5 protein-coding genes are annotated in these 11,659 nt (G+C 60.9%); 3 read left to right on the forward strand and 2 right to left on the reverse strand.

Annotated elements, in window-relative coordinates:
- Nucleotides 1-52: 52 nt before the first annotated feature.
- Nucleotides 53-1,981 carry a beta-galactosidase gene (locus tag PW792_05300; protein ID MDE1161348.1) on the reverse strand — a complete coding sequence of 643 codons (1,929 nt, stop codon included), beginning with the start codon at nucleotides 1,979-1,981 and terminating at the stop codon, nucleotides 53-55.
- Nucleotides 1,982-2,102: 121 nt separating this feature from the next.
- The gene (locus PW792_05305) at nucleotides 2,103-3,353 is read right to left on the reverse strand and encodes a hypothetical protein (protein MDE1161349.1); all 1,251 of its coding nucleotides are present in this window, start codon (nucleotides 3,351-3,353) and stop codon (nucleotides 2,103-2,105) included.
- A gap of 190 nt (nucleotides 3,354-3,543) precedes the next feature.
- Here PW792_05305 and PW792_05310 point away from each other — a divergent pair, with 190 nt between their 5' ends.
- The 3 genes from PW792_05310 to PW792_05320 all read left to right on the forward strand — a co-directional run bounded on the left by PW792_05310 (nucleotide 3,544) and on the right by PW792_05320 (nucleotide 11,651).
- Entirely contained in the window at nucleotides 3,544-5,070 is a 1,527-nt protein-coding gene (locus tag PW792_05310; GenBank protein MDE1161350.1) for a glycosyl hydrolase family 79 C-terminal domain-containing protein, read from the forward strand.
- A 28-nt stretch (nucleotides 5,071-5,098) separates the two neighbouring features.
- The gene (locus PW792_05315; GenBank protein MDE1161351.1) at nucleotides 5,099-7,975 is read left to right on the forward strand and encodes a glycosyl hydrolase family 28-related protein; all 2,877 of its coding nucleotides are present in this window, start codon (nucleotides 5,099-5,101) and stop codon (nucleotides 7,973-7,975) included.
- Between the two features lie 220 nt (nucleotides 7,976-8,195).
- Nucleotides 8,196-11,651: a carboxypeptidase regulatory-like domain-containing protein gene (locus PW792_05320; protein ID MDE1161352.1), complete on the forward strand. Its 3,456-nt coding sequence runs from the start codon at nucleotides 8,196-8,198 to the stop codon at nucleotides 11,649-11,651.
- Nucleotides 11,652-11,659: the final 8 nt, after the last annotated feature.

The following is an 11,659-nucleotide window of genomic DNA, read 5'->3' on the forward strand; positions in this document are numbered from 1 at the left end:
GCAGCCCGTCGCGATAGCGTCTGGCTGCCTTTTGCTTTGTGTCGCTTGCCTTCTACGGCTTTGGAGCATCGGCAGGCGCTGCAAGCTTTGAGCCGAACTCTGCCGTTGGATCGTCTTTCTTCCGCCGCTCCGGATCGTCCGCATAACCAGGTGTGGGAGCATCGAGAATCGGCTTGTCTAGTCCGCTCAGCGACACCGTCTGGTGCTTCTCGTCCAGCTCGAAGACGAGAACGCTATTGCGTCCTTTATGAAGCCATGCTCCTGGAAGATATAGCGTGCCCTGCGGACCGATGTTCCAGAACCGGCCAAGCGCTCGGCCGTTGATCCATAGAACTCCCTTGCCCAGCCCACGTACATCAAGGAAGCTGTCTCCCACCGTCTGCAACTCAAACGAGCCCGCACTCATGTGCGGCGCTTGCATCTCTGCAGGCTCTTGCTTGCCCGAAGCGAACGTCATCGGGTCATTCATCGGCAGCGGATAGATCTCCCAGCCTGTCAGCGGCTCTCCATCGAGCGTTGCACCGCGAAGCCCTTTGCGTTCATCACGCATGGCCCGCGTCGAGTTCAGGCGCCCAGTGTTTTCGACCAGGATATCCAGCCGGCTTGCTCCCGTTGTCGTCAGGCTCAGCGAGTGCTGCGCGTAATGCCGATCAAGCGTTCCCACCAGCTTTCCGTCGACGAAGACCTGCGCATAGTCATACAGGTGGTCCAGCACGAGCATCTTCGCGTGAACCGCATGAGGAAGCTCTGTGCGATACAGGATGTAGCCATAAGATTGACCAACCTCTTCCATCGTCAGCGGCAATTTGCTTTTGATCGGAGCTGGCAAATGCTCCCACAGCGAAGCTATGGGACGAACCTCAAACGGCGGAATCGTGATGACGGCTGGAACGGCTGGCAGCGGTAACGGCTTCTCGCCGGTATGCTTCAGAATCTCGTCACGATAGGCAAAGAACTTCGCCGTGGGATGCCCTGCTTCATCAAGTGGAGCGTCGTAGTCGTAACTCGTCACGTTTCCTCGATAACTTCCCGTGCTTCGGCTTGCCCCGGCCATCATCCCGAAGTTCGTGCCTCCGTGGAACATGTAGAGGTTGAACGAAGCATGGTGGCTCAGCATGTACTCCAGGTCGGCAATCTGTGGCGCAAGCGGTCGCGTTTCGTGCGGATGCCCCCACAGGTCGAACCATCCGGGCCAGTACTCTGTCGCAAAAAGCGGCTGTCCCGGACGCGCTTCGGCCAACGTAGTTAGGGCTGCGGGGGCTCTCCCTGTCCCAAAGTTGACGCCGGAGTAGACGCCATCCAGCCCTCCACTGACGAGCGCCTTCGACGGATTCACCGTGTAGAGCAGCGAGCGATTGAAACCCGCTGCGACAAGAATCTCGTAGATGCGTTTGAGATAAGCCTTGTCGTTGGAGAAGTTCCCATACTCGTTCTCCACCTGCGTGGCGAGGATGGGCCCGCCATTCTCTATCTGGTACTTCGCGACCTCCTGCCCAAGACGGTTCAGCCACCTCGTCGTCGGCACCAGAAACGCCGGGTCGTTCGCTCTCAGCGCATGGCTCATCGCCGGGTCTTTCAGCAGCCAGGCAGGGAAGCCACCGAACTCCCACTCCGCGCAGGAGTAAGGACCTGCTCGCAGCAGAACGTACAGATGCTCTTCCTGCGCAAGCCTTATGAAGGCGGCAAGGTCGGCCTGCCCTTTGAAATCGAAGACGCCGGGACTAGGCTCATGCACGTTCCAGAAGACGTACGTCGCGACTGTGTTCAGCCCCATGGCCCGCGCCATCTGCAGGCGTTGCCGCCAGTACTGACGCGGTATGCGCGCGTAGTGCAGCTCTCCGGCAATCACTTCGAAGGGCTTACCGTCCAGCTCGAAGTGATCCCCGACTACGCGGAAAGAGTGCTTAGTCTTTGTCGTTTGCGCCTGTGTGCAAACGAACGAAATCATCAGCAGCAAACAGGCGACAATCCGAACTCTCATTCATTCCCCGGCTACAAAATGTACGCCCAAACCTCTATCGTTGGCGCGACATAATTTGCCTCATATGAGTCAGGAAGGGATGTTGCTGAACGTAGTCCGTTTCGGTGTTGGTGTTACGGCATCACCACGTCTTGAATGCGATCACGTGAGGAGGACCTGCCTTGCCATCTACCGCTTCTGTCTCAACGATGGCTTCGAAGTTCTCTGCATTTTTCAAATCACGCAGTGCGCCCTTGAACGCCTGCGGCGAGGTCAGCAACTCGCCCGCTGCCTGCGTTCCCTGCGAGGAAATTCCCGCAATGATGACAGACGGTTCGCCCGAGAGCGGGCTATGAAACTTCGCCACAATCCCATAGTCTTTTGCGATCCGCTGGTGCGGCGTCGTAATGTCGACGGCCCACTGCGTCTTGCCATCCTTGGCCACAATCCGTCCCGTGCGGCCATCGGGCGACTCTTCAAAGTGGAACGGAAGATCTTTGGTCAGTCGCAGCGTCCACGCATTGTCTAGCGCGCCGATGAAGATCGCCGGTCCGGTCCGCAGCTCGGAGAAACTGATCTCGGACGAAGACGCCAGCCAGTACTTAAGGTTCTCGCGTTCCAACCGCCCAGCCACACGCGCCGCGATCGTCGTGTCTTCAATTGACAGGTTTGGCGCTACCGAAACATCACTCGGTCGCTCCGGTGAATCAGGAGCAGGAACGTGCCGGATCACCGGCATCACAATGATGGCGCTGTCAGAACTACCCAGGAACGCCGCCCAGAACGCGCCCACCTGCGTCGGCTGGTTGCGTTTCAGCAGAGGGATGTAGCCCGCCAGTGCCGCCACCAGCAGGAGTACCAGAGCACAGGCCACCACCCTCCAGAGCTTTGAAGAGGACTTTGCTTCCAGCGTCGCCTGCGTCTGTTCTTCTACGGCAGCATGTGCCGAAGCCATAGCTTCTTCGGCCGCAGCCGTCTCCTGCACCGTCGCTACTTCGAGCGCAGGGGGCTCAACCACCACAACCGCCTCAGCGGGGCGGCGATAGAGCGGCAGGTACGTGCCCGAAGGCAACTCAATATGGATACCGTCATCGCGGCCATCGGTGTAGTAGTACTGCGCCAGCTTTTTGCGCAGCTCGGTCGCGGTCACCCGGACAATCGGGTCGGCGTTAGTGTCATAGTCCGGCTTGCGGCCGAAGACCTCCACACCCAGCGTGCGCTCTTTCAGCGGAGCCGCTTCGCCGTGCGCCAAAGACTCGTGGACCACAAATTGGAGGAACGCCGGAAGACGGCGACTATGGCGGAAGAGAGTATGCGACAGCAGCCGTTCGAGCTCCTGATCGATCTCGCGCCGCTCATCCCCAGTCATCTTGTCAAGAGAAACTACCCGCATCCACACCACCACCGACGTTGAAAACACCCGGCATAGCTATCGTTGACCTGCGGGATGAGCCGTATGATACATGCCGCTGCATACGGTCAGGAAGCGCAGCACACCGTATCTTGCGGTAAGGCCCGGTGCCGAGCACCTGCTTCAACCCCTATCTTGGAAGCCTGATATTGGTTCGAGGAGAGCACGCATCGTGAATCGCCCCACACACCCAGAAATGGGTACGCCGTCCGAAGTTTCAGCAGCTTTGCCCACCCGTCGCCAGGTACTTCGCGGAGGGCTCGCCGCTGCCGGCGTTCTCGCCTCTGCCCGGCTCTCTGCTTTTGCTCAGGCTCCGGTCAGCCCGGTCGCTGGGTCCGTCGTCGTCTCTGCGACCGCCGGAAAGCACATCGCCGCCGACTACACCGGGCTCAGCTACGAGACCACCCAACTCGCTCACCCGCAGTTCTTCTCCGGCGACTCCGCCGCACTCGCCCGCTACTTCCGCCTGCTCGGCCATGACGGCGTGCTCCGCATCGGCGGTAACATGAGCGAGTTCAGCTTCTGGGATCCCAAGGCCCCTGTGACGGAAACCCCCGACGGCGTCGAAGGCCCGGACCCCGGCCACGGCTCGCCCCGCACCTACAAAATCCCCGCTGTCGCCATCGACAATCTGGCGAAGTTCCTCAAGCTCACCGGCTGGAAGCTGATCTACGGCCTCAACCTTGCCGCCGGAACCCCGGAAACGGCTGCGGACGAAGCCGAATACGTCGCAAAAGCCATCGGGACGAACCTCGTCGCGCTGCAGTTCGGCAACGAACCCGACCTCTTCAAGCACAACAAGGACCCCAAGCAGCACTGGACATACGACGAGTTCATCACCAAGTGGCAGCTCTTTTACGACGCCGTCCACCCCCGCGTGCCGCACGTCATGATCGCAGGCCCCGACACCTCCTACGAACCTGTCTGGATGAAGAAGTTCTGCGAGCAGGAGAAGGGCAAGATCGGCCTGCTCACCGGCCACTACTACGCCGGTGGCCCGCCGACTGATCCGAAGATGACGACCGGCTTCCTGCTGGAGCCCAACGCTCGCCTGAAAGATCACGTCCTCCGGGCCATCGAAATCGGCAACGCCAACGGCGTACCGTACCGTATGTCGGAAGGTAACACCTGCTACGGAGCAGGAAAGAAAGGCGTTAGCGACACCTTTGCCTCCGCGCTGTGGGCGGTTGACTTCTGGCTTCAGCTTGCGGAGCAGGGTTCGACCGGCGTTAACCTGCACGGCGGCGGCAACGGCTACTACACCCCCATCGCCGGTTCCCCGGCAAAGGGCCTCGTCGCACGTCCCATCTTCTATGGTCTCCAGATGGCGGGCGCCTTCGCCGGAGCGCAGCTTCACGCCTGCGAGGTCAACGCTGGCGGCAAGAACGTAGTCGCCTACGCTGGAACGAAGGCAAAGGGCGCGGCCCTCGCCATCGTCAACCGTGATGCCGTTCCTGTACGCCTTGAAGTCGATCTCCCCGCCAGCCTCGAGGGCGCGTCCGCCGCTGAGTTCTCTGGCTGGAGACTGCAGGCCCCCTCGCTCGAAAGCACCTCCGGTGTCACCTTCGCCGGCGCGGAAGTCACGACGGACGGCCACTGGATGCCGAAGAAAACAGAGAAGATCGCCGTCCGCAAGGGCAAGGCTGTGGTGGAGCTTGCTCCCTACAGCGCCATCCTTTTGTGCACTGCGGGCTTCTAAGCTGATTGTTGTTGAGGTGATACGGCACGTGCTGAGTTGGAGTTTCCCCATCGTTCGACGTGTCGGCACGCTCTGCCTTCTGCTTGTGTGTGTCTTCGCTGCAAGGGCGGAAGCAACACTCCAGCAGGCGCTGGACGCCTCAACCTTTCCTCTTCGTCCTCAGGATCCCGCCGCTGCGACCTTCACCGGTCGCAGCGGCGAAGATGTCTCAGCGGAACTGCAAGCCACGATCGACAAGCTGCAGGAAACCCGCCACCAGGGCGTGATCTTCATCCCCGAAGGTCGCTACCGCCTCACCCGCACCATTTACGTCTGGACCGGCATCCGCCTGATCGGCTTCGGCGCAAAGCGCCCCGTCTTTCTCCTTCCAGACAACACTTCCGGCTTCTCCGGGGACACTCCAGTCGCGCTCTTCCACTTCGCCCACCAGCGTCCCCGGGCGGGGCAGCCGATTCAGGACGGTACCTCCGACACCTTCTACAGCGGCCTCTTCAACATCGACATTCAGGTCGGGAAGGGCAATCCCGCCGCCTCTGCCGTGCGCTTTCATGTCGCCCAGCACGGCATCCTCTCGCACCTGCGCATCGAGATGCGCTCCGGCCACGCCGCCATCTGGGACGCCGGAAACATCGCCGAAGACCTGCATCTGATCGGAGGTGACTACGCCATCGACACCGGCGTGACCGCCCCCGCATGGCCGTGGGTGCTCATGGACTCCGTGCTCGAAGACCAGCAGAAAGCCGCCGTCCGCACGCACGACGCCGGAACCACGCTGGTGCGCGTGCAGATCCTCCACACGCCCATCGCTGTCGAAATCCCCGCAGGTAAAATCGAACATCTTTACCTCGCCGACACCACGCTGCAAGCGATCAGCGGCGTTGCCATCCAGCCCGGTGACGCGGCCAACGAGCGTTCGCAGATCGCTGCCGACAACCTCCGCTGCATCGGCGTTCCGCACTTTTTGCCCGGCACCAGCCTCTCCGCCGCTCTCCCCGGCCTGCCCGGCTCTTTTACGGAGGAGCGTCTCCGCCTCGGCACCATCGCGGATGCGAACGGCCGCCGTTCCCAGCAACATCTCCAGCACGCCGAGCATCCCGGCGTCAGCGACAAACTGCCCGCCACCGACGTCTCCCCGCTTCCCGCGCCCGATACCTGGGCCAACGTCCACGAACTCGGCGTCGTCGGCGACGGTCTGCACGACGATACGGCTGCGCTTCAGCATGCGGTCGACACCCACGCCTCACTCTTCTTTCCTGCGGGCAGATACCGCCTCACCGGCACGCTGCATCTTCGGCTTGAAACCGCTTTGATCGGTCTACATCCGTTTGCGACGCAGATCATTCTCGCGGACAACACCCCGGCCTTTCAGGGCGCAGGCGCACCGGTCCCCGTGCTGGAAACTCAGCCCGAAAGCCGCAATATCATCAGCGGCATCGGCCTCTCGACCGGCGCGTTCAATCCCCGGGCCAACGCTCTACTCTGGCGTTCGGGCGCCGCGTCGCTTCTGGAAGACGTCAAGTTCTTCGGCGGCCGCGGCACGCTCGACGAAGCCAACCACCCGATCCACATCTATCCCGCTCCCACGCCAGAACCCCCTGTTTCGCAGGGCTGGAGCACGCAGGCCCCCAGTCTTATCGTCCGTGGCGGCGGTGGAGTCTTCCGTGCCATTTGGAGCGCAAGCTCCTTCGCCCAGGCTGGGATTCAGGTCGAATCATCCGCAATCCCCGGCGCGGTCTATCAGTTCTCCTGCGAGCATCACCTGCACCACGAAGTCATGCTCGACGGCGTCAGCCACTGGAGATTCTTCGCGCTGCAAACAGAAGAGGAAGCCCAGCAGGGCAAGGACGCCGTTGCGCTGACGCTCCACAACGTCAACGATCTCCGCATCGCCAACCTCTTCGACTACCGCGTCACCCGCAGCCTCGGCCCAGCCGACCACGCCATCGAAATCACCGGCCACAACTCCGGCGAACTCGTCGATCTCCACGTCTTCGGCGGTGGCCGCTACGCCTTCGACAATAGCGTCTTCGACCAGCGTAGTAGCGTCCGCTCGCGGCTACGGGAACTCGCGCTCCTTAATCTCTCGCTCCTTAATACAGACACGCCGCTCGTGCCGTCCACTCTGCTGCAGAGTCCAATGCTCTTCGTCCCCGGTTCGCTGCATCTCGTGGCGCATGGCTTCGCCGATCTCACCGGGCTAACGTCTCTCCCGGATGGCGATTTACTCTTCACCGACGCCTCTTCCCACAAACTCCTGCGGCTTCACGCCAGCAGCGGGCAGGTGGAAGAACTAAAGCTGCCAGAGGACGTAAAGCCCGTCGTGATCGCCACCATCACACCTGCCGGTGCAGTCGTTCTGGACGCCGCCGGCAAGGCCTACCGCATCAGCCTCACGGAGCCGCTCACTGCAACGGCTCTTGCTCCCACCGCAGCAGGCGATGCGCGCTGGCTCCCAACGGGCGGTCATAGCGGATGGAAAGCTCTACTGGCCTCGGTTCACGCCGAGCAGGGATTCCCGACGGCAGAAACAAGCACCGTTCCCACCCCCAAAGACATGCGACCGCTGCTCTACGGTACGCAGTACAGCCTCTATCGCAAGGGAACGCGCACGCTTCTGGTCTCGGAAGAGGACGCCCAGGTGGCTCGACTTCCTATCGGCGGCGAAACTCCGGAGACCATCGCTCCCATTGCAGGCACCTCTGTGCTTGAACTCGGCTGTGGGCGTCTGCTCGTTGCTGGCGATCAGCTTCATCTGCTCTCCAGCGAGGGTCGGCTGCTCGGCACCACCGAACTTCCGTCGCGCCCGACGTCACTTTTGCTCGCCGACGATCAAAAGACGGTCTGGATCGGCGCTCGTGGAGATCTCTACTCCGCTCTCCTGGCACCCTGTCCTGCGGTGCGGTAGAAAAACCGCATCTCGGACGTATCATACGTCCGCAGAACACACCTGGAACTCCATCGCAAATACATGTAAATAAATGACTTTATCCTTTTATCGGCTGTTTGCCGTCAGGTTAACGGTAAAGTCCTAACCGACCGTAATCTGCGTTCAATAGATTCCTCGGGTTGCATCAAGACAGGGGCTCAACGTTCTATATAGACGGCGAGCTTCCCAAGGGAGAGCCATGAAGGAAGTCGGATCATTGAACAAGAAAGCTGGAAAGCCAGCAGAGATCGCACGAGGGATTCGTAATCTCGGCGCTGCTGTTTCCTTTGCGTCAGTCACCATGTTGGGCGTCGGAGTTGTCGGGACCGCATGTATCGCTCCTGCCGCCTACGCGCAGGGAACCAACGCTACGGTTCGCGGAACCGTAACCGATGCCACCGGAGCTCTGGTTGCCGGAGCGTCCGTATCGTTGAAGAGCCAGGAAACGAAGGTCGTCGTCTACACAGGCAAGACGCTGGAGAACGGTTCGTTCGTCGCCCCGCAGATTCCTCCGGGCGAGTACTCGCTGACGGTCACCTCGCCCGGCATGAGCAAGAAGACGCTCAACAACATTACGGTCTCGGTCTCGCAGACCACCTCGCTGGACGTTGCGCTCGCCGTCGGCAGTGCGAACGAGCAGGTGGACGTACAGGCCACCAGCACCCAGCAGCTTGATCGTGAAAGCTCGAACATCAGCACGCTGATCTCTCCGGCCGAAGTCCAGAACCTGCCGCTGCAGTCGCGCGACGCCTACAACCTGCTGGCAATCGTTCCGGGCATCGCTCACGGCGGTTCGGCAACGGCCGTCAACTCGCAGCAGATCTCCATCAACGGCAGCCGTTCGCTCAACACCGAACTGCTCCTCGACGGCGTCTCACTGGTCGTTCCTTCCACCGGCTTCACCGCGGCCCTGCCCTCACCGGACGGCATCACCGAGTTCCGGGTGCTTGCGCTCAACGCTCCGGCAGAGTTCGGCCGAACCTCCGGCGGCGTCATCACCGTCAGCACCAAGTACGGCACCAGCGACTTCCACGGCAACCTCTACACTCTGGTGCGTAATGAGGCGTTGAACGCCAACAGCTACGCCAATCGCCTGAAGAACCCTGTCCTGGCCCGCCCCCGCGATCGCTACTACCAGTTCGGTGGCAGCATCGGTGGGCCATTGTTCATCCCGAAGCTCTACGGTCGCAACCATCAGACCTTCTTCTTCATCAACTACGACCGCACGCAGCGGATCGTCCCCACGACCTCGACGTCTACCGTACCTTCCGCCGACTGGCGTACAGGAAACTTCAGCACAGCTACCACCACCATCGTGGATCCTGTGACCAAGCTTCCGCTGGCAAACAACCAGGTCACGGCGATTGATCCAGCCGCCGCCGCAATCATTGCGCGTATTCCCCAGGCCAACACGACAGGTACGTTCGACGCCACTAACAACCGCTACACCAACAACTACACCTACCAGACCACGACCAAGCCGGTCACGCAAAGAGTGGACGCCCGCCTGGATCAGCAGATCCGTCAAAGCGACCGTATCTTTGCCTCCGTCTACCGCTTCACCGACATGTCGCCACAGGTTCCCACCTTCAACGACCTGCTGCTGAACACTGGTTATGACTGCGCCTGCTCGGAAGGCTGGATGGGATCAATCGGCGAAACGCACATCTTCTCCCCAACGCTCGTCAGCGAAATCCACATGGGCTTCTTCCGTTATGCGGCGTACCGCAACCCGACCGGCGGGAACGCAAACGTGGCAACCACGTTCAAAATTCCCTCCACGCCGCTCGACCAGCTCCCCTACACCAGCATTACCGGCGAGTCCTCGTTTGGCGCCACCAGCAACACCACCCAGTTCAACGCGACGAACACCTACTCGCCCTTTGGCTCGGTCACCAAAACCTGGGGACCGCACACGTTCAAGGCTGGCTTCAGCCTGCGCAAGAACGAGTTCAACTCCTACAACCCGGCTTCGTACATCAACGGCTCGCTCAACTTCACGGGTGAAATTACCAGTCCGACAGCCAACAGCGGAAACCCTGCAAACGCCATGGCAGACTTCCTCTACGGCAAGATCAAGACAGGGAACTACGAGCTGCCGCAGCCTCCCACCGGCCGCCGCAACTACAACTACGGCATCTACCTGCAGGACGACTATCGCATCACCCCGACGCTGGTCGTAAACGCTGGCGTACGCTACGAGTACGAAAGCCCGCAAACCGTCTCCAACAATATCTACTCTCGCTTTGAAGACAGCACCGGCTCGCTGCTCGTCGCTGGCAAGAACGCAACCAACTCACTCAACATCACCACGCCCAAGCTCGACTTCTCGCCGCGCGTTGGCTTCTCGTGGAGCGCTCACCCTTCTACCGTCGTTCGTGGCGGCTTCGGCATGTTCTACGGCCTGGTGCTCTCGAACCTCGGCGGCCAGATCGCCTATCCCGGCTACGACGTCACCTCGTCGTACAACAACCAGGGCTCCGGTGTCGCGCAGCCGTTCACCCTCTCGCAGGGTCTTCCGCTCAACGGCGTTCGCGACCTCAACAACCCCGGCGCTGTACTCGTGGGCACCTCCGCATCGAATCCGCTAACGGTCTCCGGCGTGCAATTCGGCAAGCTCGATCCGCTCTCGCTCGTACAGCAGTACAACCTCGGCATCGAGCAGCAGCTTCCGTTCGCCATGCTCTTTGAGCTGAACTATGTGGGCAACCACTCCGTGCATCTTCCGCTGAACATCCCCATCAACACGGTGGACATCACAAAGTGGGACGCCGTTGCCTTTGCGAACACGACCACCGCAACGCAGAACGCAAAGCCGTTCTCCAACCTCGGCACCTGGACCTCGGTCTACACCGGCGGCACCGCACGGTATGACTCCATGCAGGCTTCGCTGCGCCGCCAGTTCAGCACGAACCTCGCGTTCATCATGAACTACACCTGGGCGAAGAACCGCGATAGCGATTCGAGCGTCTTCGGTAACGGCGTACCCACAAGTGCTTCAGCACACGCCCAGTACATGGGTAACTCGAAGCTGCGTGCGCTGGATTACGCCGCTTCCTCGTTCGACATTCGCAACACGTTGAACATCGCCGTACAGTACACCACCACTGGCCCAGCCTGGCTGCGCGGATTCAAGATCGCCCCGATCTTCATCATGCGTTCCGGCGCACCGCTCAACATCACGCAAACCAACAACATTCCAAACGCGACAGCACAGCGTCCGAATGGAAGCAGCAACTCGCTCAAGATCACACCGTACCGCACCGGAAGTGCGATCCAGTACTTCATGCCGACGACCGACTCGCGCTTTCCTCTGACGCCCAGTGGGCCGCTTTTCACGGGCACGGGTTCCGCACGTACGGAAGTGCTCCATGCTGCTCTAGGAACGCTGGGACGCAACAGCATCGTCGGCCCCGGTGAAGTGAATCTTGACCTGTCCGTTTCGCGAATCATCCCGATCTACCGGAAGGTGAACTTCCAGATCCGTATGGATGCGTTCAACGTCCTCAACCACGTCAATCTGTCGTTCCCGTCGACAACGCTCACCACGGTCGTCAACGGAAGCACACCGGGCTTCAATAGCTCGAGCTTCGGACAGATCACATCCGCGCAGCCGATGCGTACGATGCAGATCGTCGGTCGCATCAACTTCTAACCCATCCA

It is taken from the genome of Acidobacteriaceae bacterium (genome assembly GCA_028283655.1).
In the GTDB taxonomy this organism is placed as follows: domain Bacteria; phylum Acidobacteriota; class Terriglobia; order Terriglobales; family Acidobacteriaceae; genus Granulicella.

What these genes read in the sequence shown, in the direction of transcription:
- PW792_05300 (MDE1161348.1), bottom strand. Translation starts at nt 1,981, where the DNA reads ATGAGAGTTCGGATTGTCGCCTGTTTGCTGCTGATGATTTCGTTCGTT.
- PW792_05305 (MDE1161349.1), bottom strand. Translation starts at nt 3,353, where the DNA reads ATGCGGGTAGTTTCTCTTGACAAGATGACTGGGGATGAGCGGCGCGAG.
- PW792_05320 (MDE1161352.1), top strand. Translation starts at nt 8,196, where the DNA reads ATGAAGGAAGTCGGATCATTGAACAAGAAAGCTGGAAAGCCAGCAGAG.